At 46.5% G+C, this 24,425-nt stretch carries 26 protein-coding genes; 2 read left to right on the top strand and 24 right to left on the bottom strand.

Annotated elements, in window-relative coordinates; translation table 11 throughout:
* Window positions 1-19: 19 nt before the first annotated feature.
* The 13 genes from dinG to PPM_RS15195 all read right to left on the bottom strand — a co-directional run bounded on the left by dinG (window position 20) and on the right by PPM_RS15195 (window position 12,850).
* Window positions 20-2,902, bottom strand: a complete 2,883-nt coding sequence (gene dinG, locus PPM_RS15135; protein WP_013371639.1) for an ATP-dependent DNA helicase DinG — start codon at window positions 2,900-2,902, stop codon at window positions 20-22.
* 157 nt (window positions 2,903-3,059) lie between these two features.
* On the bottom strand, window positions 3,060-3,692 hold the full coding sequence (locus PPM_RS15140) for a tetratricopeptide repeat protein (RefSeq protein WP_013371640.1): 633 nt from the start codon (window positions 3,690-3,692) through the stop codon (window positions 3,060-3,062).
* 82 nt (window positions 3,693-3,774) lie between these two features.
* A complete protein-coding gene (gene panD, locus PPM_RS15145) occupies window positions 3,775-4,158 on the bottom strand; it encodes an aspartate 1-decarboxylase (protein ID WP_013371641.1) in 384 nt (127 codons plus the stop codon).
* On the bottom strand, window positions 4,151-5,089 hold the full coding sequence (gene panC, locus PPM_RS15150; protein WP_013371642.1) for a pantoate--beta-alanine ligase: 939 nt from the start codon (window positions 5,087-5,089) through the stop codon (window positions 4,151-4,153). Before panC ends, panD begins: the two co-directional genes overlap by 8 nt.
* Complete coding sequence (panB, locus tag PPM_RS15155) at window positions 5,086-5,994, bottom strand: 3-methyl-2-oxobutanoate hydroxymethyltransferase (protein WP_013371643.1); 909 nt, start codon at window positions 5,992-5,994, stop codon at window positions 5,086-5,088. Before panB ends, panC begins: the two co-directional genes overlap by 4 nt.
* A gap of 346 nt (window positions 5,995-6,340) precedes the next feature.
* A complete protein-coding gene (locus PPM_RS15160) occupies window positions 6,341-7,315 on the bottom strand; it encodes a biotin--[acetyl-CoA-carboxylase] ligase (RefSeq protein ID WP_013371644.1) in 975 nt (324 codons plus the stop codon).
* On the bottom strand, window positions 7,308-8,630 hold the full coding sequence (locus PPM_RS15165; protein ID WP_013371645.1) for a CCA tRNA nucleotidyltransferase: 1,323 nt from the start codon (window positions 8,628-8,630) through the stop codon (window positions 7,308-7,310). Before PPM_RS15165 ends, PPM_RS15160 begins: the two co-directional genes overlap by 8 nt.
* Before the next feature lie 54 nt (window positions 8,631-8,684).
* Window positions 8,685-9,848: an N-acetyl-alpha-D-glucosaminyl L-malate synthase BshA gene (bshA, locus tag PPM_RS15170; protein ID WP_013371646.1), complete on the bottom strand. Its 1,164-nt coding sequence runs from the start codon at window positions 9,846-9,848 to the stop codon at window positions 8,685-8,687.
* 85 nt (window positions 9,849-9,933) lie between these two features.
* Window positions 9,934-10,626, bottom strand: coding sequence for a bacillithiol biosynthesis deacetylase BshB1 (bshB1, locus tag PPM_RS15175; protein ID WP_013371647.1), 693 nt, complete (start codon window positions 10,624-10,626; stop codon window positions 9,934-9,936).
* Complete coding sequence (mgsA, locus tag PPM_RS15180; RefSeq protein ID WP_013371648.1) at window positions 10,623-11,060, bottom strand: methylglyoxal synthase; 438 nt, start codon at window positions 11,058-11,060, stop codon at window positions 10,623-10,625. Before mgsA ends, bshB1 begins: the two co-directional genes overlap by 4 nt.
* A gap of 56 nt (window positions 11,061-11,116) precedes the next feature.
* Window positions 11,117-11,920 (bottom strand): 4-hydroxy-tetrahydrodipicolinate reductase, encoded by an 804-nt coding sequence (dapB, locus tag PPM_RS15185; protein ID WP_013371649.1) that lies wholly within the window; start codon window positions 11,918-11,920, stop codon window positions 11,117-11,119.
* Window positions 11,921-11,951: 31 nt separating this feature from the next.
* On the bottom strand, window positions 11,952-12,470 hold the full coding sequence (locus PPM_RS15190; RefSeq protein ID WP_013371650.1) for a tetratricopeptide repeat protein: 519 nt from the start codon (window positions 12,468-12,470) through the stop codon (window positions 11,952-11,954).
* Between the two features lie 50 nt (window positions 12,471-12,520).
* Window positions 12,521-12,850 (bottom strand): nucleotide pyrophosphohydrolase, encoded by a 330-nt coding sequence (locus PPM_RS15195; protein ID WP_007430805.1) that lies wholly within the window; start codon window positions 12,848-12,850, stop codon window positions 12,521-12,523.
* Window positions 12,851-13,065: 215 nt separating this feature from the next.
* On the opposite strand from PPM_RS15195, the gene PPM_RS15200 reads away from it, so the two are divergent.
* Window positions 13,066-13,935 carry a YitT family protein gene (locus tag PPM_RS15200; protein ID WP_013371651.1) on the top strand — a complete coding sequence of 290 codons (870 nt, stop codon included), beginning with the start codon at window positions 13,066-13,068 and terminating at the stop codon, window positions 13,933-13,935.
* 76 nt (window positions 13,936-14,011) lie between these two features.
* On the opposite strand, the gene PPM_RS15205 is transcribed toward PPM_RS15200, so the two are convergent.
* The 9 genes from PPM_RS15205 to PPM_RS15245 all read right to left on the bottom strand — a co-directional run bounded on the left by PPM_RS15205 (window position 14,012) and on the right by PPM_RS15245 (window position 20,604).
* Complete coding sequence (locus PPM_RS15205) at window positions 14,012-14,857, bottom strand: sporulation protein YpjB (RefSeq protein ID WP_013371652.1); 846 nt, start codon at window positions 14,855-14,857, stop codon at window positions 14,012-14,014.
* 78 nt (window positions 14,858-14,935) lie between these two features.
* Complete coding sequence (locus tag PPM_RS15210; RefSeq protein ID WP_014599980.1) at window positions 14,936-15,826, bottom strand: GNAT family N-acetyltransferase; 891 nt, start codon at window positions 15,824-15,826, stop codon at window positions 14,936-14,938.
* Window positions 15,827-15,849: 23 nt separating this feature from the next.
* Window positions 15,850-16,500 carry a DUF1405 domain-containing protein gene (locus tag PPM_RS15215; protein ID WP_013371654.1) on the bottom strand — a complete coding sequence of 217 codons (651 nt, stop codon included), beginning with the start codon at window positions 16,498-16,500 and terminating at the stop codon, window positions 15,850-15,852.
* A gap of 175 nt (window positions 16,501-16,675) precedes the next feature.
* A complete protein-coding gene (locus PPM_RS15220; RefSeq protein WP_013371655.1) occupies window positions 16,676-16,855 on the bottom strand; it encodes an IDEAL domain-containing protein in 180 nt (59 codons plus the stop codon).
* Between the two features lie 22 nt (window positions 16,856-16,877).
* Window positions 16,878-17,384: a gamma carbonic anhydrase family protein gene (locus PPM_RS15225; protein ID WP_013371656.1), complete on the bottom strand. Its 507-nt coding sequence runs from the start codon at window positions 17,382-17,384 to the stop codon at window positions 16,878-16,880.
* Between the two features lie 54 nt (window positions 17,385-17,438).
* Entirely contained in the window at window positions 17,439-18,548 is a 1,110-nt protein-coding gene (locus tag PPM_RS15230) for a hypothetical protein (RefSeq protein WP_013371657.1), read from the bottom strand.
* A gap of 183 nt (window positions 18,549-18,731) precedes the next feature.
* Window positions 18,732-19,316: a histidine phosphatase family protein gene (locus tag PPM_RS15235; RefSeq protein WP_013371658.1), complete on the bottom strand. Its 585-nt coding sequence runs from the start codon at window positions 19,314-19,316 to the stop codon at window positions 18,732-18,734.
* Window positions 19,317-19,384: 68 nt separating this feature from the next.
* The gene (locus PPM_RS15240) at window positions 19,385-20,011 is read right to left on the bottom strand and encodes a hypothetical protein (RefSeq protein ID WP_013371659.1); all 627 of its coding nucleotides are present in this window, start codon (window positions 20,009-20,011) and stop codon (window positions 19,385-19,387) included.
* Window positions 20,008-20,604: an RNA polymerase sigma factor gene (locus PPM_RS15245; RefSeq protein WP_013310707.1), complete on the bottom strand. Its 597-nt coding sequence runs from the start codon at window positions 20,602-20,604 to the stop codon at window positions 20,008-20,010. The genes PPM_RS15240 and PPM_RS15245 overlap by 4 nt, the downstream gene beginning before the upstream one ends.
* Window positions 20,605-21,283: 679 nt before the next feature.
* On the opposite strand from PPM_RS15245, the gene PPM_RS15250 reads away from it, so the two are divergent.
* Window positions 21,284-21,898: a class I SAM-dependent methyltransferase gene (locus tag PPM_RS15250; RefSeq protein WP_013371661.1), complete on the top strand. Its 615-nt coding sequence runs from the start codon at window positions 21,284-21,286 to the stop codon at window positions 21,896-21,898.
* Between the two features lie 283 nt (window positions 21,899-22,181).
* Here PPM_RS15250 and PPM_RS15255 read toward each other — a convergent pair whose 3' ends face one another.
* Together PPM_RS15255 and hisC are read right to left on the bottom strand one after the other, a co-directional pair.
* A complete protein-coding gene (locus PPM_RS15255; RefSeq protein ID WP_013371662.1) occupies window positions 22,182-23,270 on the bottom strand; it encodes a prephenate dehydrogenase in 1,089 nt (362 codons plus the stop codon).
* Window positions 23,271-23,296: 26 nt separating this feature from the next.
* Window positions 23,297-24,400: a histidinol-phosphate transaminase gene (gene hisC / locus PPM_RS15260; protein ID WP_013371663.1), complete on the bottom strand. Its 1,104-nt coding sequence runs from the start codon at window positions 24,398-24,400 to the stop codon at window positions 23,297-23,299.
* Window positions 24,401-24,425: the final 25 nt, after the last annotated feature.

Genomic DNA, 24,425 nt, shown 5'->3' on the forward strand with positions numbered 1-24,425 from the left:
CCCCTAATTGTAACGGACTTTAGGTGTCCGTCCGTTGTGCCTCTGTCTCCGGGGCGGATTGGAGCCATTCGGCGATGCGGGGCACCATTTGCTCCGACGGCATATGCTCCATTTTTGGTCCCGGTAACGAGTACAAAAAGTGCTTTCCATAATAGGATTCGATCACACGCGTATCGTAAACGATAACGACTCCGTGGTCGCTCGCTGTACGTACCAATCGTCCAAATCCCTGTTTGAAGCGAATAACTGCTTGTGGTACAGACAGCTTCATAAATGGGTTCTTCTTCTGCTGCTGGAGCAGCTCGCTTTTTGCCTCCAGTAACGGGTGATTGGGCGGTTGAAACGGCAAGCGAACGATGGCCAGACAAGTCAAAGCCTTCCCTGGAATATCGACGCCTTCCCAGAAGCTGCTGGTTCCCAGCAATACAGAAGCCTTGGCTTCCTGAAAACGACGGGTTAGCTTGCTGCGGCTCCCACTGTCCACACCTTGTCCTAACACGGTAATATCACTGGATGCCAACGCCTCTTTGAGCGGCTCATACACTTGCCGGAGCATCCGATAGGAAGTAAACAGAACGAGCATTCTCCCCCGCGTCGCCTGAGCAGTCGCTCCTAGAGAGCTAACGAGCATTTCTACAAAGTGTGCATCCCCTACACTGCCCTTCACACTCGGAAAATCCCGCGGAATGACCAGCAACACCTGATCCCTGTAATTAAAAGGTGATGGGAGCTGTGACGTCATTAATCGTCCTTGATCCGCGGCCTCCTGCAAGCCGAGTTGATCGGTCATGTACTGAAACGACTTATCTACCGATAAAGTAGCAGATGTCAGAATAATACTTCTTTTTTTGTCAAAAAACATTTCTTTCAGCTGGCGGCTCACATCGACGGGCACCGCATAAAATTGCAATGATTTACTACGGAATTGCCCACTCGCTTCGAGCCAATATACAGTTGTTTCATCATCGAGTCGTATAAAGAAGCGCAAATTTTCCCTAATCCCCGCCAAATCCTTAAGCAGACCCGTGATATCTGTAATGAGACTATCCGCCGCATAATCGTCGTGTTCTTCCTTGACATCCAGCATCAGCTTGTCGCCCTTGCGCAAAATTTCACTCAACGTTACATAAAGCTGATTTTCCAACGCCGCCGCTTGATCCCACTTTGCAGGCTTGGCCGACGGTTTGAGACGCGAAGAAAATTGTCCCGTTTCACCCGGTGTGGCATCAGAGCGCTCTGGCAACATACCAAACAGCTTATCGCTTAGCAGGTCCCAAGTTTCCTTAACCTCTAACACGAGTGGGTACAGCTGATCAATGGTCGAGGCCCATTCCGTCGACTTCTCATGCCCCGACTTTGCCAACTGCTGACGTAACGAAGGCAATTGTCCGTTCTTACTGTCCTTGAACAATCGAGTCAGCGTATGCACGAGTGTGAAATATTTCATATGCATGCCTAAGTGCTTACCGGCTACTTCCTCTAAATGATGGGCTTCATCAATTACAAGATGTTCATAGCTAGGCAATAGCTGGTGACTTGCTTTGACGTCAGTGAACAGCTTGGAGTGATTCGTAATAACCACATCCGCTGTTCCTGCTTCATGACGTGCACGATGATAGTAGCACTTGCGGAACCATGGGCAAGAACGGCCGAGACAGGACTCGGAATCACTAGCTACTGTTTCCCAAAAATCCCCTCCACGGTTGCTCAGGTTCAGTTCCTCATCATCACCAGTTTCTGTCAGAGTCAGCCAGACAATCATTTGAGCCGCTGTAATCAAGTCTTCCTTTGGTGTCGCGAAGTCTCTTCTGTTTATTTTATGTTCAAACTTACGCAGACACAAATAATGCCCCCGACCCTTAAAAATGGCAGCCCGGAACGGGAACGGAATCACTTTTGTCAGCATCGGAATATCACGCTCTCGCAATTGCTCCTGCAGATTAATGGTATGCGTGCTTACTGTGACCCTCTGCCCATATTTTACACTGTGATATAGTGACGGAAGCAAATAGCCTAGGGACTTCCCTGTTCCTGTACCCGCCTCGATCAACAAATGCTTATCTTGACTCAGGGCTTGATTTACACCCTCAATCATTTGTGTTTGCGCCTCGCGCTCCTCATATTGGCTCAAGGATGAACGCAAATTGTCCCGCACATCATCCATATACTCCTCAAAGGAAACGCCTGAGAGTGGATTCGGATCATCTTCTCTACGTGGAGTAGCCAATTCGGTCCAATCTTCCACTTTAAGCGCAAGCTGACGAAAAAACTGATGTTTCTCCAAATCCTGAATAGGGTCTAGCTCTTTCTCTTCTCGTATGCCGTCAAGAAACCAACCCAGGTCACTGTCTTCCTCTGCGAACAAATCGCTGAGCCGCTGTATCGTTATCAGAGGTAATGCCTGAAGCTCACCCAGACACTTTAAAAACACCTCAGCCGTAGCCAACGCGTCGCTGTCTGCTTGATGAGGGCGGTCATGCGCCAGCCCAAACTCTGAGGAAACAAAACCCAACTGATAAGAAGATAACGATGGAAACATAATTTTCAGAAAATCCATCGTATCCAAAATTCTACCGCTAAAGGGTAAATATCCACACCGGTCCAAAGCGCTTTGCAAAAAATTGAAATCAAACGCCACGTTATGACCGACAAGCACGACATCGTCCAGCATAGGCACGAGCTCCATCATCATTTCTTCGAGTGCAGGTGCATCCTTGACGTCATCATCTGTAATTCCGGTCAATCCGGTGATAAAAGGTGGAATAGATCTGCCAGGGTTTACATAAGAGCCGTAAACACGGGAAATGCTGTTATCATGATCTATAATTGCAAGTCCGACTTGAATGATGTCATCCGCGGACTGGGTGCCTGTCGTTTCAAAATCCAATACCGCAAATTTCATTCGAGCTTAATCCTTTCTTATGACACATACAAAAATAATAACTCTGTATAATAGCATAGCAGAAGATTGTCTGTTTGGAAATTAAGACAGCCAAAAAAGACGATGCACACACCGCCTAAGGAGGTGAGCATGCATCGTCTTACTCGGTGTCTGACAACTACATCCAAGTCAACAAGGAACTGTCGTATCGAAGCTTTTCGGCACCGGACAAACAGGCTTGCATATTGTGCAGTGGCTCGGGCAGCGTTGGATCGAACTGATGCGCGAGAGCAAAATATTTTTGCGCCTCTTTTACGTCTGCCTGCTTTGCCATCAAACAGCCTAGCGCATTATAGATGACCGCTTTTAGCCCTGACTGTTCAGTCAGGTGTAGCACCTTTTGAAACTGGCTTATAGCCTCTGCTGGATCATCCAGTTGAAAATGCGCCATTCCCATATAGATACGACTCTGCCAGCTGTCCGGAAAATGCTCCAGCACCTGCTCAAATTGCTGGATTGCCTCCGGGTACATAAGTAATCGATAATACCCCTGTCCCCGGTTAAATGCCGGTAGCTCCTTTTCAGGCAGCTCAGCGTCAGACATGTCGGCCTCTGCGGAAAAGCCGGCTGCACGCAGGCAAACCATTTTTTCCTCAAAGGCCAGCCACTCATCCATAATTCCGTCACTCATTCTCCGCAGCAGACTCCAGTGCTGTAGCAGCTCCTGTCTGCGGGGGCCCTGGGCTGATGGGTAATGCTTCACGATATCATCTAACATGCTGTTCATTTCTGCGAATACATGCTGGAACATGTGCATCCCGCCCTTACGAAAGATGGATTAATACACTCACATTTTTCGCTTAAAAGACGGGTTTCATCCGCATTCCCATTCATTACATGATCGTTGCGTGTACTTCCTTGTTCATCGTTTGGGCTGGTTTATTATGTTCATCCACAAATACCACAGTTGGTTTGTATGTTTTGGCCTCTTCATTTGACATGGAAGCATAGGAAATAATAATGACTGTATCACCAGGCTGGACCAGACGGGCTGCCGCACCGTTGAGACAAATCACGCCGCTCCCACGTGGTCCGGGGATCACATAGGTTTCCAGTCGAGCTCCATTGTTATTGTTTACAATTTGAACCTTTTCATTCTCCAGCAGATCTGATGTCTCCATTAAATCTTCATCTATGGTAATACTGCCCACATAGTTCAGGTTGGCTTCAGTAACCGTCGCGCGGTGAATTTTAGATTTCATCATGGTTCTAAACATGGGAAAGTACCTCCACTTTCTGTATTCTTATATTATCAATCAGTCGGGTATTCCCAAATTTTACGGCTAGCGCAACAATGACATCTTCTTGCACATCACATAGGCGCTGCTCAGGGCGAAGAGGCTCCAGGCCAGGAAATGTTAATATTTCAATGTAGTCAATATCTGCCAAAGGAGATGAGGCGATGGTCGACTCCACCATTTGATGTAACTGCTCAATCGTAATGGTGTTCTGTACAATATCTTCGCTCACTTCTTGCACCTTGCGCAGTGACTGGGACAGCACCAACGCCTGCTCACGCTGTTCCGCACTCAAATATACATTGCGGGAGCTAAGAGCCAAACCATCGGCCTCTCTGACAATAGGACAAGGTATGAGGGTCACATTCATATTGAGATCAGCCACCATTTGTTGAAGCACAGCAACCTGCTGCGCATCCTTCATTCCAAAGAAAGCCAAATCAGGACCTACCATGTTAAACAGCTTAGCTACCACTGTAGTTACACCATCAAAATGGCCAGGACGGGAAGCGCCGCACAAACGGTCTGTAAGAGCGGATACGTGAATTTTAGTTTGAGTTGGCTGCGGATACATTTCTGCTACAGTCGGCATAAATACAATATCCACGCCTTCACGTCGCGCTACTTCCAGATCACGAGCTTCATCGCGAGGATAGCTGTCCAGATCTTCGGTAGGTCCAAATTGAATCGGATTTACGAAAATGCTAAGCACCACCGTATCTGCCATTTCACGCGCCTTTTGCATCAAGCTTGCGTGCCCTTCGTGCAGGTATCCCATGGTTGGTACAAAGCCGACTTTATGTTGCAGTAAAGAGGCAGAATCGTGTAAAGTTTTTGCTCCATTGGCTCCAAGTTGGCGACGTTCGGCAATAACCTTGCGTAGTTGAGCCACTTCTCTTACGATGATCATGACTGAGATTCCACCTTTTCCTTAGCTTGTTCCTGCGCTTGTCCTTTTGCCTGTCCGTACAAGGACTCCAGGGACTCCACAACACGGTCATCCGCGCTGAACACATGCTCTGCGGCCGGGAATGCCCGTCCTTTTACATCGCTCACATACTGCTCAATGCTGCTGCGGATCATGCCGCCTACATCTGCATAAGTTTTAACAAAACGTTTGCTGAAATATGGCGATGCATATTGAATCAGATCGTGGTAAACGAGTACTTGACCGTCACAGCCACGTCCTGCACCGATTCCAATGGTTGGAATGGAAAGTTCTTTAGAGATCGCCGTTGCCACTTCCTCAGTCACCAATTCCAAGACAATACCAAAGGCACCCGCCTGCTCTAATGCCTTGGCATCTGCCATCAACCGGCGTGCGTCTGCTTCGTCCTTACCTTGAATGCGATAGCCGCCAATTTGATTAACCGATTGCGGAGTAAGCCCGATATGGCCCAGTACAGGCACACCTGCCTGAACAGTCGCTTTTACGACATCGGCAATCTCAGCTCCGCCCTCCAATTTAACAGCATGCGCATGTCCTTCCTGCATCAGACGGCGGATGCCTTGAAGACTTTCGGATATGCTGCTGTGATATGTCATAAACGGCATGTCCGCTACGATAAATGTATGCTCAGCGCCTCTTGCGACTGTCCGGGAATGGTACACCATATCATCCAAGGTCACAGGGATGGTTGAATCGTAACCAAGAACTACGTTACCCAGCGAGTCACCCACGAGAATGATATCAATTCCCGCCTCCTCGGCTATTTTAGCCGATGGATAATCATAGGCGGTCAGCATACTGAGCGGAATGCCCTCTTGCTTCATTTTTCTCATTTTTACAATATTCAGTGCTTGTTTTCCTGCCATTGCGAATGGCTCCCTTCCATCTTTTTTTGGCACAAAAAATAACCTTTTATGAACGCCTGTACATCTGCGTCATCAAAAGGTCCGAACAGCCAAAAAAGACACTCATTTTGAGATCGTCCCTTCTGTCTCGGTCCTGTTCGGCTCAGAGCAGAATCCAACGTAACCTTCAAATGAAGTTATGATGGTCTTACAAACTTGCTAAAGTAGAGCAATGTGCCCTTGGAGTGCAGCTCGGACCGTCCGATGCCGCCTCCTGCACAGTATAACAAAAAACACCAGCTTTTTCACGTGAAGTTTTACACAGGAAACAGAAAGATTGTGGTCGTATACTCGGCTAGGGTCGCTTCTACAATTGTATATCCCCTGAAATAACCTGAATCCGCTCACCCTGATTCGTTTCTATTACAAGCGCTCCTGAAGGGTCCAAGCCAACCGCTGTACCTTCTACCGCTATCCCTTGTCCTGTATGTGCCCGTACGCTGCGGTTCATCGTCACAGATAATGCCTCCCACAGCATGGCTATTGGCTGGAACCCCTGCTCGGCATATAGCTTGCTTAGCAGCTCCATTTCTTCCAAAACAGCAGCAATCAGCGCAGTACGGTCAACTTCAAGCCCTGCCTCTATTTTCAAAGATGTCCCTACATGGGATAACTCTTCCGGATAATCTTCTACATTCAAATTAACGTCGATGCCAATGCCTGCAATGCAATAGCGAACCCTTTGATCCTCTGTTGCAGATTCCAACAGAATACCGGATACTTTGCGACCATGAATCAGCAGATCGTTTGGCCATTTAATGCCTGCCTCCACACCCGTCAGTCGGCGAATAGCCCTACACACCGCCACGCCTGTTAACAGGGTTAGCTGTGGGGTAAAGGCCAAGGGCTGGGTGGGGCGCAATACAATGCTCATCCAGATACCTTTGCCGCGAGGGGAATACCATTTCCGCCCCAGACGTCCCCGACCTGCCGTTTGTTCCTCCGCAAGCACTAACGTTCCCTCCGGCGCACCTTCTTCTGCCAAACGCATAGCATCCTGCTGGGTAGATACCGTTGAATCCAGAACGACGATACGCTGGCCAAACGATTGAGTATTCAACATATCTGCCAGTTTGGAGGCTTCCAGCCGATCTGGCTGAGAAATCAGCCGATACCCCCGACGTGAGGAGGCATCGATATTATAACCCAGTTCACGCAGTTTGTTGATCTGCTTCCATACCGCTGTACGACTAACCAACAGTCGTCGGCTAATTTCCTCCCCGGATACGTAATCGGATGAACCTTCCTCCAGTATGCCTAACAATCTTTCATGATTATTCACTACTCATCACCCGTTTCACTTCCTGAAGCAATGTTTCTGTTTCATTCGGGATATCTCCGCAAGCGACCGCTTGTAAAAGCCGTTCCATCATCTGGCCCAGCCAAGGTCCACCTGGTCGATTCATTGCCTGAACCAGTTCATTTCCAGTAATATTTAAATCTTTGATACGAACGACGACAGCCTGCTGTGTCCACGAGTTAGCCAGTTCGGCAATTTTCTTTACATGCTTTTCTACCCATGGCGGTAATCCACGGAATGAAGAAGGCAGTGTCTTGTGAAGCTCCAACCAGTCTGAAGCTGTATCCTTTCCCAGCTTAATTAACAAGCGAATCCAGTTACGACGCAGCACCTCGTCGTTGATAGGGTCAGAATCTCTCGAAATAGAGTTGTCAGCTATGGCAACAGCATGGCTGATGAGTTCGGTCTCCCATTCCAATAAATGAACCAAACGCAAACGTACGGCGTTGGAGAAGGTCCAAGCTCTTAAAAGCTCGTCCGCTGCCTCGGAGCTAAGTCTACAAGACATAAGGAGCAAACCCCACCGCAGCTCTGCTGGCAGCTGCAGAATCTCCTTGAGCGCCTGTGCGTCACATTGTTCCCAGGGAACCGGAACTTTTGTACAGCCGAGCAATCCGCTACGACCCAGCATCTCTAACCCACGTAATGGGTCAGGCCCCGCTAGCATCTTTTCTAACTCGACTCGTACCCGTTCCATGGCTATGTGTCGAAGTCCCTCTCTGCGACGGATCATACCTTTCCAGGTATTGTAGGCCACTCGGAACCGAAATACAGAGGCAAAACGGATGCAACGCAGCATTCGTAGCCCGTCCTCCTCAAAGCGTTCCTCGGCTCGTCCCACACAACGAACGAGAGCGGCTCGCAAATCAGCTTCCCCACCAAACGGGTCCACTCGCTCCCCATGTTCAGCCATCGCTATCGCGTTCATCGTGAAGTCCCGCCGCATCAGATCCTCACGGATGTCCTTCACAAAGGATACTTCCGTTGGACGGCGGTGATCGGTATAACCGCTTTCCGTACGAAAAGTGGTCACCTCGAATGCATGACCATCCTGCATGACCGTTACCGTCCCATGCTGGATTCCTGTCGGAATCACATGAGGGAACAGCGCTAAGACCTCTTCAGGCTCAGCCGAAGTGGTCAGATCCATATCATGAATAGCTCGTCCTAATAGCTCATCCCGCACACAGCCACCAACCCAATAAGCTTCGTGGCCAGCTGTGGTTAGTGTATGTATGACATCTCTACCGCGAAGAGCCATTTCTGGATCAGCATGTTGCCAAGTATTTGTATTCACAGGGTTTCCCCCTTTTCAAGTATTCAATAAAAAAACGGACGCGAGTCCGCCTCCTTAAACGCTGATCGGTTTAAGATCCGGCACCTCGCGTCCCAACACACGGTAATAGATTTCTTCATATTGACGGGTAATCAGCTCATCGCAGAATACGGTACGTGCGCGTGTCAGGCACGCTTCACGGAAACGTTCCGCCATCGCTTCATCGGACAGCAGTTCTACTGCATAATCCGCCATCGCCTCGGTATTCCCGATTTCAGCAAGATACCCCGTACTTCCATGCACGACAAGTTCAGGTACTCCTCCTGCCTGAGAACCAATTGTTGGTACTCCACAGGCCATGGCTTCCAGTGCAACTAGACCAAAACTTTCTTTCTCCGAGGGAAGCAGCAGCACATCCGCCATGGAAATCACTTCTGCGATTTGATCCTGCTTACCCAAAAAGAAGACTTTGTCCTGCAAGCCTAAACTTTCGATTTTACAACGAATCTTTGGAAGATCCGGTCCTTCTCCTACCAACAGCAGCTTCGCAGGTATCTTTTGTTGCACTCTGTCGAATATATCCAGCACATCCCCCACCCTTTTGACAGGACGGAAATTGGAAATATGCATCATAATTTTTTCGTGCGGTTGGGCAAAATCTCTCCTAAGCGCAGCAGCATCTCGTGGATAATATACTCGTTTATCTACAAAGTTGTAAGTCAAATCAATAGGTCGTGTGATTTCCAACGCATCAATCGTCTCACGAATCAAATCCTTGGAGACCGCTGTCACAGCATCACTTTTGTTAATAGCCAGTCGAATCAGATCCTTTAATGATTCATCCTGTGCCAACACTGTAATGTCTGTACCGTGCAGGGTGGTCACCACTTTCAAATGATCGCCCACCATTTCCTTCGCCAAATAAGCGCATACTGCATGCGGGACAGCATAATGGACATGGAGTACATCCAAATTCTTCATTTGTGCCACCTGGGCCATTTTTGTCGCTAGCGACAAATCATATGGCGGATATCTAAACACATAATAATCGTTAACCTCAACTTCATGATAAAAAATATTCTTCTGGAACGCCCCGCCTAATCTGAACGGAATGCTATTGGCAATAAAATGGACCTCATGCCCTTTTTCTGCCAGCAACTTACCCAACTCAGTAGCCACAACGCCAGAGCCACCCAGCGACGGATAACAGGTAATCCCAATTTTCAGTTTGTCATTCAAGCTAAGCTGCCTCCTTCCGTCCATCCGTAATCACTCATATGCCCATGTATTTCAGCATTCTACAACATGCGTAAGTATAAAATCCTTATGTGAATAGCTTAACCAGATGTGGCGTTTTGGACGCAAATCCTTCTGCATATGAAATCAGCTTACGTTGACCCAACAACGAGTCCCGAGCTTTTACACGTTCCACGTACCCCTGATTCAGTGGTGTGGATACCATATCCTTCCCAGGCGCTGCCTGAAATTGCGAAGCATAACTCAACAACGACTGCTCCTTGGCTTCATAATGCTCGGTAATGTCCACGATCAAGTCCGTTCTGCCGATGTCATTAATAAAATAAAAATATAATTGCTCTACCTGTACCGCAGGACTTTCTGGCATTAAACGTCTCAACTTGGCGTTAAACACAGCTTCCTCTACTAACTTGCTGCACATGACATGATCGGGATGCCGATCCTCCCAATAAGGGGCAAATACAACTTTTGGTGCATGGCGCCTGATTTCTGCTGTAACTGCAGCTACATGTTCAGGAGTTACATATAACCCACGATCAGGCAGACCCAAATTCGTCCGCACAGCAAGCCCGAGCACTTTCGAAGCGTGTTCAGCTTCTGCCATGCGAGTATCTACATCACCATTAGATGACATTTCAGCCCGTGTCAAATCGCACACCCCCACCTTTAACCCAGCGGCAGTATGCTTGGCAATCGTGCCTCCCATTCCTATTTCTGCATCGTCGGCATGGGCTCCGAAAATCAGGATGTCCAGCGTCATTTTACATCACCCTGCTGGTCAATGCCCGGTTTATATTTATGTACCAGCTCACGCCATGCAAAATCGCCACGATCCAGCGCTTTAACCAGTATTTCAGCAGTTGCAACGTTGGTTGCCAAAGGAATCCCCTGTACATCACACAGACGTAATAATGCGCTAATGTCCGGCTCATGCGGCTGTGCCATGAGTGGATCACGCAAAAATATAATCAAGTCCATATCATTTTGCGCAACCATAGCCCCGATTTGCTGATCTCCACCAAGCGGCCCAGACATGAAGCGGTGAATTTGAAGCTTGGTTTGCTCCATAATGCGCTGACCTGTTGTACCTGTTGAATATAATTGGTGATCTGTAAAAACATGCTCATATGCCGTTATAAAATTAACCATTTCATCCTTTTTGCGATCATGCGCTATAAATGCAATCTTTAACATTCCAAACTCCTCCTGCCTCATTCTATAATTCCATTCATCAATTCATTCGTATATTCTTAATCGATGTAATGCTCAAAACCATATACAAGCCCCGGGTGCTCCATTACCTTCTGGATACCGATTTTAACACCAGGCATATAACCAGCTCGTTCATAGGAGTCCTGACGAATTTTCAGAGATTGTCCAAATCCTCCAAATACGACTTCTTGCTGTGCGAACACACCGGGAAGACGAACACTGTGAATGCGGAAGCCTTGATAGTAACCGCCACGCGATCCTTCTAGCGTTTCTTCCTCTTCCGGGTTGCCTTGTCGTAGCTCCTCACGCTGCTCAGCGATCAGTTCTGCAGTCTTAATGGCTGTGCCTGATGGCGCGTCCAATTTTTGGTCACCATGATATTCGATGATTTCCAGATGCGGGAAATATTTCGCAGCCTGAGCCGCAAACCGCATCATCAAAATGACTCCGATCGAAAAGTTAGGCGCAATCAGACCCCCAATTTGTTGCTCACGACACTGCTTGTCCAGTTCATCAATTTGTTCAGGAGTAAACCCTGTCGTACCGATAACCGGACGAACTCCATGCTTAATAGCAAGCGCTGTATGTGCGTACGCGAAGCGCGGCCCCGTAAAGTCGACCATGACATCGGCTCGGCTCTCCAGTAAAGCCTGCTCTACATCCTCCATAATAGCGATACCAGCTTCCGGTAGTCCGACGAGAAGGCCGGCATCACTGCCGGCGTGTGTTCTGTTCACTGCGGCTACAAGCTGTAGTTCCTCATCCTGAAGAACCAATTTGACCACCTCACGGCCCATACGCCCTGCTGCTCCAACGACAGCCACTTTTATTGGTTCTGACATATCCCTACAACTCCTTATGCATCCATTTGTGCTAGATTTGTTCATTCATCTGCTGGCATAATTTCTTCATGAGGTTGGCAAGCTGCACATTGTGAGGAAACAGCGCTGCCGCCTCACGAGCAGCCTGCACAGCCAGCTTATATTCATTCAATTCGTCATAAATCAATGCGAGCAGCAAAAATGCGTCACCACATAGCGGATCAAGAGAAATTGCCCGTTCGAGCAGCAAAATCGCATCCTGGTGCATCTGTGGCGTAGCTCTGTCGACCTCCAGCATTTTTCTGGCCTTTTCTGTATACTGCCTGGCTTCCTGCGCATGCAGATGGAGAACATATTCATCCTGATGTGGCGCGAGACGAACCGCATGCTCTGCATATGCGAGGGCCTGCTCCAAGCGTCCACTGCGAGCGTAGGTAACCGAGCAACGGAAATAATGCTCCGCATGATCAGGCTGGGCTGAAATCGCTTTTTCAAACCACTCCACCGCCTGCTCAAAATCGTTCTGCAAAATGCACTGATAAGCTTTCTGAACGTATTCCTCCGCCTTCATGACACTGCACCTCCGGGTAACCGGTTTGGTACAGCATATGTACAAAATGCCTAATCGGTGTCCTTTTTGGTCCAGCGATTCGCATCACGCGTGTTAAATTTATGCATAACCTTATCATGTGCCTCGGTCAAATTGATACCTAGTGAGTTCGCAAAGCAAACTGTGATGAACAAGATGTCCCCCAGCTCCAGCTCAATGGAATTGTCCGCCTCATCCGTTTTTTTCGGCTTCTCACCAAAGGAGTGATTAACCTCCCTTGCCAGTTCACCGACTTCCTCGGACATCCGGGCCAACATGGCCAGAGGGCTGAAATACCCTTCTTTAAATTGAGAGATATACTGGTCTACCTCACGTTGAATTTCATCTAACGATTTTTCCATGAAACACGCAATCCCCCCATGTGCAGGTTTATTCATATGTTATCGTAAAGCACATTTTAAAACAAATTTTTTTTAATTGTGAACTTACGATGCCAACTTACAGTCATCTGTCTTTTAAAGCTGCCGCAAAAAGGTATACTAAACATAAGGGCCTGCGATTTAGCAAAAATTTGCATTCAGTCGCTCATCCTTAAACTGCTACTGTGAGGGATCTTATGAAAATATCCAAGTCCATGGAACAGCTTAAATTGATCTTGCCCATCGTATTCGGCACCGCCATCTATGCATTCGGTCTGCTTTATTTTATTATACCCAGTAAACTGATGGAAGGCGGTATTACAGGGATCACCCTGCTGTTAAATTATGCTTTTTCGATTTCACCTTCTCTCTCCACTTTGTTTCTGAACATTCCATTATTTTTAATTGGATGGAAAATGCTTGGGGGCAAGCAGATTATATATACGGGGGTCGGTATTGGGTCGCTCACATTCTTTCTGTGGTTGTTTGAAAAAATGATTCATTTCGGATGGATGGGGACGTTTCAGACTGAACACGATTTTATACTTTCTTCATTATATGCGGGGGTTACGCTGGGGGCCGGGTTAGGTATTGTGTTCCGCTTTGGCGGCACTACTGGCGGCTCGGATATTATCGCTCGTATTTTAAACCGGAAGTTTGGCTGGAGTATGGGAAGGATTATGCTGGTCATTGATATTGTCATCATCGGCGCTTCACTACTTTACATACCCAAAGAAAAAATTCTATATACATTAGTGGCTGTGTTCATTGCGTCCAAGATTATTGATTTTATACAAGAAGGGGCCTACTCTGCCAGAGCCTTTATGATTATTAGCGACCACACGATGGACATTGCAGATATTATTACCAGGGACATGGATCGTGGAGTTACGATTATTCCGGCTGTAGGTGCATTTTCCAAACAGGCCAAGCATGTTGCCTATTGTGTCGTGTCCCGTCAGGAAATACGGCGACTGCATCAAATTGTTAAATCAGTTGATCCACGGGCGTTTATTATCATTCAGGATGTGCATGATGTGCATGGCGAAGGGTTCAAAGAGGAATAGCCCGGTAATCCGGGCAATGGGCTGACATATATGGATGGATCCACAGCCAACGATGCGAATGTTCAAACTTTCATCGTTACCCAATGAAACCAGCCCGATATTTACGATAACCTGCGTAAGCCAGCGCCAGCAGGACAATCATGCCGATGGCCCATTCAGCCCGGCGCTCACTCTCACGCGGGATAAATGGCGCCAGTGCGGTAGCGTCTTTCTCACGTCCAAACAAGGCATTAAACGTCGGGTTGCCTTGGTCCAATGCTCCTCTAATCGCTGAGGCATCTGCATTTTGCTGATCTCCCAATCCTTTGACGTAGGAAATCCAGGAATCAGTCCGCACGACCTCGGTTGTTCTGCCATGGATCAATGCTGCTGTACGAATCGTTTCATAGTGGTCTTCCAGCACTTCGGTACCAGCTTTGAATCCCTTCATGTTCCCTTTAGCAAACTGGTTATTCAAGCCGCTAACATCTTCTCTTAAAATCTTATAATACTGCTGCCATAAGGGCTGGCGCGGGTGCGCAAGCGCATCTGTCGCAAGCCGTAAATTCGCAGCTGCCTTCACCCATTCATCCGGTGATGCTTGAACCGACTGTGTAGCTTGCTGCACCTCCAGAATGCTGCCGGATAGAGCATGAATGGCCTCTACAGATAGCGCTGCCTGCACCTGTCCAGTGCTGAACCATCTGCTCACCTCGGCTACATCCGCGCGTGCTTTTTCAATATTTCCGTCCATTACGTCACGGTACAGTGTCGCAGCTGCATGATCCAGTTCTTCAATTTCCTTGGTATTACCTTCGGGTTTTGACTGATCGCGCGCTTCTGCCATACCTGGAGGGACGTAGACGGACAGCAGCAGGACCATGGATAACACAATACTCAAAACCACACGTAACGTAATACGAACCCCCCGACCCCTAATCATGGGACATCCCTCCTCACCTTACTGTATGGCAAGGTTAACGGGACTAGAACTGGCTTTAGGTGAAACGTTAGAAACCGGCTATGCTCTGGACAAAATAGGATTAAATGGATTTTCATTACATCTGTTGGGATGCTTAGTCATATAAAACAGCGTAGTATCTTCCTGCTTCAGCACAGACATTTCGCAGCCGTCCTGTTCTTTTGGTGTAAAGCCAAAAACAACCTTTTTTGTATCTTTTTTCATGACTGCCCCTAGAATTTCATCTAAAGAAATGTCACCCGCTACAAAAATATCGTAACAATTCATAGTATCCCCTTCGAAATCTGCAACAACAATCGTATCGTATTGAGGTATGTGCCAGAACTTGTCTTTAAAAAATAAGGTACTATAAAATAAAACCAACCACTCATTGTTTTCCGCAGAAAAAAGTGAATACGGATTGAAGTCAGCACTCTTCATCTTCAACAACTGCAAATCCGACATTTCTTCTGTATTCAATTTCTCGATCCTTATGTCCAAGCTGTTAGGTGCCTTCCGGCTATATTGATACTCGGGTGCCGAAGCGAAGCCGAATTTAGGATAAAAATCCCTCACACTATCATTTCCAAACAGATAGATACCATCACAATTGCCATGCCAATCTTTCAGCGCTTGCTCTACTAAAAACCGACTCAAACCTTGATTCCTGTAGTTTGCATCCGTCATTACAGTCCCGATCTGAATATATTTTTTCTTCTCGCCTGATACATCAAAATCCATTAGACTTATAGATACATTGGCCACAACACAATCCTCATCCAAAAGGACATAAGGAATATATCTATCCTCCCAATCCCCCAATTGAAACCAGGCTTCAAAATCAAAGCCAAAACTCTGTTTTGCTAATTCATTAAAACTTGTTTTTATTTTGTGATCATCACGGATGCCCTTTTGGAATGCATATTCCTTTTGATTTATAACTATATGCATCTCTATTTCTCCATTCAAAAGACTCAAGCTATATCACGATGAGACGCTACCTTTCGATTACGCGCCAGCATGGCAAGCCATGCCACTACAATACTAACAAGGGTCAGCATGTAGGTAAAAGTACGCACTTGCGTTACATCATCCGTTAGCGTCCTGGGAAGATAAGGGTATATGCCAAAGGTATAATCCATCGTATCATTTAACAAGGTCCAAAGTGCGGCTAAGCATAAAGCAATCCATTTGCAGGTAAAAAAACGTACAAACAGTAAGGCTTCGACCGCCATTGCCGTGTGAGATGCTATCAGCATCCAATCCTGCCATACCATAGTTCCCCCCTGCGCAACTCCCCACAAAATAATAGCCGAAGCCCAAATGCCGTACTTTACACTCGTGACGACAGCCAACGCTTCCATAATCTGGCGAATAACCTTCAAGCTTTTGAGATGCGGAGGATAGAGCAAAAATGCTATGGAAATTGTAAAAAATAGGCTGGCTGTCGGACTATCAGGCACAAATACAATCTGCCACATCGGGTGATAATTCAGTGTATATTCCAGCTGTCCTCCATACCATATGTACCCATACACCGTTCCAACTAAATTACACCAGAACAGCAGCCACAAAAAGGGCCGGCTCGTCAAGAACGACCGGCTCCACAAATAAGATAACGACACGCCCTTCATCCTCCGTTCATACGACAGATACCTTGCACAGGCACTATCTTACAAAGACTATATCATATCCAAGCGTATCAAAAAAACCTGACCGCCGTTACGGGTCAGGTTTGATGATATAATCTCAAACTGGCGCTTGGCCATTTATGACCAACTTAAGCTTACCAAAAGCGTTCTAACTCATTGCTTTCAGCTCATCCGTAAGATGACGAAAAGCTACTTCATCTCCGGAGGCTAACGCCTCATCAATATCCTTGTAAAGTTTTTCACTCCGGTGTTTACGTAATGCCTCGTCCAAAACCATTTCAGCAGACAGGCCCAACATTACCTCATAAGTAACCTTCATTTTATCCATAGGATGCACCTCCAACATGAGTTTAAGAGATCCTATATTCTTTTCCTTTCGCCACATAGCTGAGTGTCGTTCGTGACATCCGCTGCAAATCTGCATCTGTCAATTCGCGCACCACTTTGGCAGGTGTACCGATAGAAAGAGTATAGGGTGGTATTTTGGTATTTTCCGTAACGACCGACCCTGCTCCTATTAAAGCATATTCACCAAGCTCCGCTCCGTTGAGTACAATGGCCCCCATACCAATTAAAGTGCCTTTGCCTATCGTACAACCGTGGATAATGGCAGCATGTCCTACCGAAACATCATTCGCCAGCAGCAGGGGCTGATCCGTGTTCACATGTCCCACGACGCCGTCCTGAATATTGCAGCGTTCACCGATGATGATAGGCGCCATATCCCCGCGCAGTACGGCATTAAACCATACGGAGGACTCTTGGCCGATCGTTACTTTTCCGACAACTTTTGCTCCTTCTGCCACATAGACAGATGAATGGAGCTGTGGCATGTTTCCGTTGTAGCGAATGAGCATCAACTTCACCCTCTCATATTTTGGGTGAAATTCTATCAACATGTGTACTGCTTGTCAATGGAGCCGTATACCCGAGTCGTTTCGCCCAAGGCGGCACTCTCCCGCCAACTTCTGCCCCCAGGCCGTCATTTGTACAGAAGGTCCTGTTGAATGCTCACCTTGTCGAAGCATACCCAAGTGAAGCATCATTCGTATAATCCTCTGATCAAAGACCGAACGGGGGGTATCATAGTAAAACGGTCGGATCAGTGGACCAATATGCACAAAAAGCGACTCCGAGGATGTCCATGGCCTGGCACATTCTCCAATCCAATAGACTAGTGAAAGCAGATTGGGTACGGCTCCTTTATACAATCTTAACCAAAACCTGAATAGCTGTATCATTTCATCCTCAATTGCAAGTTCCTGTTGTGCCTCCCCTTTTGCGGTCAGCTCAACCCGGTCTCCCTTCTCCTCAATATACTTGGAGTGACGGGCGTAATCGTACAGTAATGCCATTCGATCCGGATAAAATTTAAAAGAGGAACCATAGCCAAAACGCCATCCTCCTTTACCCAACAACGGCTCCGCAATGTGCAAATGCTCCATTAGCTGCTGCTGATTGCGACGGTACCAAGCTCCCTCAGGATTAAGCAGAACCTCATGTTGTTTCATATATTGAAGGAAAAGCCGTAAATCCTCCGCCAGTAGATGACCTTCATCCCGGTACGACGACGGTTCGCTTACCCTAGTCATCCCGTTTTGAAAGTCATATACCATAACACGCCGGAAGCGCTCTTTCATATCCGACGGAATTTGGTACAAATACCTCGTATTGTGCGTCGAACCGTTGAACAACCAGCCGCTAGAACGCAGACGGGTCACAATATCTCGTGGTCGCTCACCAGCATCTCCGTCATTCTCAACCGACTGTTTGGCAATCGCAATCAATTCCTCCATACTGAAATAAGGTCGGTCATCGAACAATAGCGCGTTCAAAAACCTTACCTCTGACAACCTCAGCTCCTTGACCTGCGTCTCAAAGAAACTACTACTACCGAGCTTTGTCAAAATCCCTTGGATCAACTCATGCTTGGAATTAGGTTTGCAGTCACAATCGTAATACACTGCGATTCTGTTCAAATGCACAATATCCGCAAATGTCAGCATATCCGCCAGATTCATTGTTCCATCGCCTCGTCACTGGACTGTCATCCGGAAATGATTCTTACCTGTTGTACCCACAGCTTTGACGGAATCTTCAGACTCTAAACCTCTTTTTTGGCAAAGGTATAATTAAAAAACAAAAAGACCACGACTCTATGATGAATAGAAGCCGTGGTCTTTCACAAATTATTTAAGTTGCAGTTACTTTTTCTCTTGCAAATGCTTTGTACAATTATACAAAAGCGGTTCCCAGTCCGCATCCTCACGCTGGAGTACACTTAGTGACAAATTGCCAATACGTTCCGTGAATTTTTCCTGATACAGAGCCTTATACAAATTAGCCAAAAAACCGCCGTGGGAAACGACCAGCAGATTCTTGTCCCGATTTTCCGTCCAAAGAGCCTCCATAAAAGCTAGCGCGCGAAGCTGAAGATCTGCATCGCTCTCCTGCCCCAAATCCAGCAGATGCCAGTCAACTCCCCACTTTTCTTCGCGTTCGGCCTGCGTCATCCCCTCGACCTGACCATAAGCACGCTCTCTTAGTCGATCATCAGGTTCCAGCAACGGCAAATGCAGAGCAGAGGCAATAATATCCCCCGTTTCTTTCGCTCTGGAGAGGCTACTTGTAATAAGCCCGTCCCAATGATAAGGCTCTTCCTTCAATCGTTCTGCCAGCAAGCGTGCCTGCCGACGCCCTTCCTCATTCAACGGAATATCACTGTGGCCCTGGATTTTACCTACCGCATTCCAATCCGTCAATCCATGTCTGATCAAGCCAATAAGCATTGTGTTAGTCCCCCGCTGTTGTGTTATTCAGGCATTATAATGAATTTTATATGGAGCCCATCTGCCAACTAATTTCTAACTCTTCTCGTCCGATGGATCCAGCCCAGAGAAAATAAAGCAAGCGCAAGTGCCAATACAGACAGCAACATCCAGTATTGCGGGTAAGTAGGAACAATGCTTGCAACCAGCGGATCCATAATGCCACTGTTCACATCTTTAATGTGGTATTGATACTGTGGAGATGTACTTGTAGTTTCCAGCAGGCCTGTCGGTAAAATACCCGTGTCCATGACAGGAGCCGCTTGGGGGGGATTTTCCTGAGAGGAGCTTCCATTCCAGTTCAAAAATAAAAAGCTGCACAAAAATACGGCCAAGAAGCCGGCGATCCATACAGACATATACTTACGGGCTGCTGGGTTCACTCGCGCACGTCGATGCTCGCCCGGAACAAGCCACGGTGATTCTTCATAAATTCGATCCATGACTCTACGATTCATTGCCTCTAGCTTATCATCTGTTATTTCAAAGGAAATATCACGAATAGCTGATCGACTTTCTTTTGACAAATTCCAATCATTCTCTTCCGAACCATGCTCCCACCCGGCAGACGAGCTTTTGGCCCGTCTGCGCTCCGAGTCTTGTTTCGATACATTTTTGCCTGTAGCGAACAAATCCTCAGCGTCCCTGGATTTCATTGGCTGCTCATCCCTTCGTTTTCCTCATAGAGAGGCTCAAAAAAATAAGGCTCCAACTGCGTCTTCACACTGGTTCTTGCCCGGAAAAGCAATGACTTCACCGCACTGACCGTCTGTCCTAAAATAGTCGCAATCTCCTGATAATCCAATTGCTCATATTCACGCAAAATCAGCGCAGATCGCTGCTTCTCAGGCAATCTGTTGATTGCTTCACGAACCATCTCTACCTTCTCACCGCGAAGAACAGCCTGCTCCGGAATCACATCCGATGGAGCTACCGGTACATAACCGCTCTCTTCCAATGGAACCTGACCACTACGGTGCTTGCGAAGCTCGCTTAGCACCGTATTGCGTGCAATTGTATATAGCCAAGTGGAGAACGATGCATCTACCTCGCGAAAAGAATGCAGGCTCCGATACGCTTTATAAAACGTCTCCGAGCATAAGTCTTCAGCAATCATTTCCAGGTTCGAACTTTTCAGCATATGATAAACAAAAGCTAAAATTTTACGTTGGTGTCGCCTCATTAATTCTGAATAAACCTCGACATTACCTTGTTTGATTTCCTGAATCATCTGGGAATCTGTCATCATCCGAGTGAGACCCTCCTCGCCCATACATGTGCTGTTTTCCCGTTCGATTCTGTCTATATATACCGAACAGGTCAAAAAAAGTTGCGCCCTCTGCGCAAATGGATGAAACAGCATCATGGAACATTTGTTATTTTCTTACCCTATGTAGTGCCAACATTAACGGTGCTATCCCCAACAATATTCAATATCCAAAATGGACTTACCCATTGTACCACAAAATGGCCGCCAGTAAAAAAGTCCAAAATCCCCACGATTTCCATCAAAGGCTCCCTAACGCTGGCAGCTAATTCATTTAAACAGCTTTTCAGTGGATTTTTAGTTTTTTCAAGATAAATGACAAACCCAATGAAAGTGTTCCATATAAAGCACCAGTAAGGATAATTACACAAAAAAAGAAAACGCTTTAAAAAAATATTGACAAAATGAAAACGTATACATATAATAAAAGTACAGTATGGTTTCTCTCCACTCCTATCCTACTCAGCTACTTTACTGAAAGTAGCTACCACCCGGGGCTTTACCAGGGTGGTCTTTTTTTGTTTTCCAATACTCCTCTTTACCTTACTCACCTACCCATATGTGGGTTGATAAAATACATCAATAATTTACCAATTATTTGATTATCCTATTGAAACACATTATTATATAATAAATTTTTTCAATAGGTAGGGGGCAGGTAATGAATAATAAGTGGAACAAGGCTGTATATAAGATTTGGTCTCCAATTTATGATAAGTTTTTCAATTCAGGCAGCTTCCTCAATTCTAGAAAGATCATATTTCAAGAAAAGTCATTTAATAGCGAGCAAAAAATACTTTTTGTAGGTGTAGGAACTGGAGCAGATTTAGAATTAATAAATCACTACGGGCTGGATATTACTGCCATAGATTATTCACCTGAAATGCTTAACAAAGCAAAAGAGAAATTTATTAACACCTCCATAAAATTCTTAGAAATGGATGCTCAACAAATGAATTTTATGGATGAGCAATTTGATATAGTAGTAGGAAGTTTAATTCTCTCAGTAGTACCTAACGCAAATAAATGCTTCGATGAGATGGTGCGGATATTGAAAAAAGACGGGGAAATTATTATTTTCGATAAGTTTTCTCCTAAAGGAAAAAAGCCCTCATTATTCAAAAAAACGATAAGACCCGTTATTAAGGTGTTAGGAACCGATATAGGGTTGAATTTTGAAGAACTGTTTGAAACCCAAAAAACAAAACTGCGTATCAAAGAGGATGCACCTATAATGTTTAACGGTATGTATAGAAAGATAGTAATTACAAAATAAGGCGTAGCTTCACCCCCTCTTCAAGTAACAAATAAGCGAGCGAAGAGAAACTTCGCCCGCTTTAGATCTTTTCTTACTACTCACTCCCAGAAAGTGTGGTCCTTTTATGGCGGCTGTAGCGTAGAGGTTCATTTGAATCTGGAGAAGCGTAGCGTTCGCCTTTGCCTACGGATTTTCACCTTTGAACATATAATCAGAAAATCCGCAGGCAACAGCGATCGTAAGATCAAATGAATCGCGGAGCGGAGTACCTCTTTGACGAATACTCATTCCACTTTACTCTTCACACCACCACTTTATAGCCCATCGAATCCAGCAAGGTTTTGGCACGTTCCCAATCCTGCTCTTGACGAAAGGAAAGCCGCATGATGCCAGGAACATCCTCCCGGCTTTCAATGATTCGCATATTGCTCAGATTAATGCTGTGATTTCCCAGTTCCATTGCAATTCTTCCGATAATCCCTGGGGTATCCGGTACATCAATATACAGATCAAACGTAGAGACAATAACTCCTTTACGACGCTCTGGCAGTTCACTACGGAAATGCCCAGCTGTCAAAAATTCGTCAGCAATTCCCTCTCCGTCTTGTGTTCTCAGCAAGTGAGTAAAACGCTCAATCTGCCCATTCCACTCTTCCAACAGACCCAGTAAAACATCACGATTACTCAGCAAAATGTCCCGCCACACAACCGGATCACTAGAGGCTATCCGTGTAATATCACGAAATCCACCAGCAGCCAATGTACGGTACAACGGATTTTCATCATTGTGCTTTCGCACCTGATTCACCAGCGCTGCTGCAATAATATGCGGAAGATGACTAATCGCACCGACAATATCATCATGCATATCAGGTTGGACACGCACAACATGAGCACCTGTATATTTCAACAAATGCTCCAGCGAGCTGTATGCTTCCTCAGGCACACCCTCTGCAGGGGAAAGTACATAATATGCGTTTTCAAACAACAACGCAGAAGCGGCCTTGACACCGGAACGCTCCGATCCGGCCATCGGATGCCCCCCGATAAAATAAGCGTTGCGCAAAGAAATTTCTGATGCTTTTTTGGCAATCGCCGATTTCGTGCTGCCTACGTCGGTAATAATACAACCCGCTTTAAGCGGTAGCTGACTTAACAACTCGAGATAATGCTCCAGTAAACCAACCGGGACACATAAAAAAATAAAATCGGCATCCTTTGCCGCCTCTTCAACCGAAAGAGTCGCAGTGTCTACGACACCACGGCTTAACATCGGTTCCATCAGTTCAGGGAGATGAGCGTGGCCGACTACCGTAATATCCGGTTTCCCTTTAAAACAAAGTGCGAGGGACCCGCCAATCAGTCCCACGCCGAAAATAGCAATCTTCATCTAATATCAAATCCCATCTGCGGAAATTATAGGCGTACTTTCGCCGCTTCCGCCCCTAGGACCTGTTCCAGCGCGCGAATAAACAACTCATTTTGCGGCTGTGATCCAACCGACACCCTAATATAAGTCGGATATTTGTGATGACCTGCGCGAATGATCACACCTTTACGAAGCAACTCCTGAAATACCTCACCGGATGGACGACGTACATCCAGCATAATAAAATTACCATGTGCCGGGAAAGACTCCAGCCCCAGACGTTTCAACTCATTTTGCAAATAAGCTCTACCCTCTGCATTACGATCTCGGCATTCCTGAACAAATTCCTGATCTTCCAAGGCAGCAATGGCCGCAGCCTGCGCTACCCGTGAGGTATTAAATGGCTCCCGAACCTGATTGATCAAGCGAATGGTTGACTCGGCCCCCATACCATATCCGATACGTAGCGAAGCCAGACCATAGATTTTGGAGAAGGTACGTAGTACAACCAAATTTTCATAAGCTGACAACAAGCGAATGCCGTCTGGATACGAACGATCTATCACAAACTCAGCGTAGGCTTCATCCAGCACCACCATGATATGCTTGGGTACTAGGTTTAGAAACGCTATCAACTCGGCTTCGGGTACAATCGTTCCTGTTGGGTTATTTGGATTACAGATCCAAATAATTTTTGTACGGTCATTGATATGAGATAGCATGGCATCCAAATCATGTACACCGTCACGCAAAGGCACCTCAACTGCAACTGCTCCCTCAATTTCCACGTTACTTTTATATACGGAAAATGTCTGATCAGCCATGATGCTTTCTTCCCCTGGAAGGAGAAATGCACGCGTAATCAACGCAATAATTTCGTCAGAGCCACAGCCATAGATAAACTGTTCTTCTTTTAAACCCGTCCGTTTAGCTAGTGCTTGTGTCAGAGCAACTGCACTTCCGTCAGGATACACACTGATGTTAGCAAACTCCTGCTGAATGGCCTGCAACACTTTAGGAGAACTGCCATACGGATTCTCGTTTGAGGCGAGCTTGATTACTTCATCGAGTCCCAGCTCACGTTTCACATCCTCAATCGGTTTACCGGGCTGATATACTGGCAAATGTACAATATGCGGTTTAGGTTGCATGCCCCTACCTCCTCTATCCAATCAG

The organism is Paenibacillus polymyxa M1 (genome assembly GCF_000237325.1).
Lineage (GTDB): Bacteria > Bacillota > Bacilli > Paenibacillales > Paenibacillaceae > Paenibacillus > Paenibacillus polymyxa_C.

Coding starts and splice junctions, on each gene's coding strand:
- dinG (WP_013371639.1), bottom strand. CDS start 2,902: ATGAAATTTGCGGTATTGGATTTTGAAACGACAGGCACCCAGTCCGCG.
- PPM_RS15140 (WP_013371640.1), bottom strand. CDS start 3,692: ATGTTCCAGCATGTATTCGCAGAAATGAACAGCATGTTAGATGATATC.
- panD (WP_013371641.1), bottom strand. CDS start 4,158: ATGTTTAGAACCATGATGAAATCTAAAATTCACCGCGCGACGGTTACT.
- panC (WP_013371642.1), bottom strand. CDS start 5,089: ATGATCATCGTAAGAGAAGTGGCTCAACTACGCAAGGTTATTGCCGAA.
- panB (WP_013371643.1), bottom strand. CDS start 5,994: ATGGCAGGAAAACAAGCACTGAATATTGTAAAAATGAGAAAAATGAAG.
- bshB1 (WP_013371647.1), bottom strand. CDS start 10,626: ATGACGCTGGACATCCTGATTTTCGGAGCCCATGCCGACGATGCAGAA.
- mgsA (WP_013371648.1), bottom strand. CDS start 11,060: ATGTTAAAGATTGCATTTATAGCGCATGATCGCAAAAAGGATGAAATG.
- dapB (WP_013371649.1), bottom strand. CDS start 11,920: ATGTCAGAACCAATAAAAGTGGCTGTCGTTGGAGCAGCAGGGCGTATG.
- PPM_RS15190 (WP_013371650.1), bottom strand. CDS start 12,470: ATGAAGGCGGAGGAATACGTTCAGAAAGCTTATCAGTGCATTTTGCAG.
- PPM_RS15195 (WP_007430805.1), bottom strand. CDS start 12,850: ATGGAAAAATCGTTAGATGAAATTCAACGTGAGGTAGACCAGTATATC.
- PPM_RS15200 (WP_013371651.1), top strand. CDS start 13,066: ATGAAAATATCCAAGTCCATGGAACAGCTTAAATTGATCTTGCCCATC.
- PPM_RS15205 (WP_013371652.1), bottom strand. CDS start 14,857: ATGATTAGGGGTCGGGGGGTTCGTATTACGTTACGTGTGGTTTTGAGT.
- PPM_RS15210 (WP_014599980.1), bottom strand. CDS start 15,826: ATGCATATAGTTATAAATCAAAAGGAATATGCATTCCAAAAGGGCATC.
- PPM_RS15220 (WP_013371655.1), bottom strand. CDS start 16,855: ATGGATAAAATGAAGGTTACTTATGAGGTAATGTTGGGCCTGTCTGCT.
- PPM_RS15225 (WP_013371656.1), bottom strand. CDS start 17,384: ATGCTCATTCGCTACAACGGAAACATGCCACAGCTCCATTCATCTGTC.
- PPM_RS15230 (WP_013371657.1), bottom strand. CDS start 18,548: ATGAATCTGGCGGATATGCTGACATTTGCGGATATTGTGCATTTGAAC.
- PPM_RS15235 (WP_013371658.1), bottom strand. CDS start 19,316: ATGCTTATTGGCTTGATCAGACATGGATTGACGGATTGGAATGCGGTA.
- PPM_RS15240 (WP_013371659.1), bottom strand. CDS start 20,011: ATGAAATCCAGGGACGCTGAGGATTTGTTCGCTACAGGCAAAAATGTA.
- PPM_RS15245 (WP_013310707.1), bottom strand. CDS start 20,604: ATGATGACAGATTCCCAGATGATTCAGGAAATCAAACAAGGTAATGTC.
- PPM_RS15250 (WP_013371661.1), top strand. CDS start 21,284: ATGAATAATAAGTGGAACAAGGCTGTATATAAGATTTGGTCTCCAATT.
- PPM_RS15255 (WP_013371662.1), bottom strand. CDS start 23,270: ATGAAGATTGCTATTTTCGGCGTGGGACTGATTGGCGGGTCCCTCGCA.
- hisC (WP_013371663.1), bottom strand. CDS start 24,400: ATGCAACCTAAACCGCATATTGTACATTTGCCAGTATATCAGCCCGGT.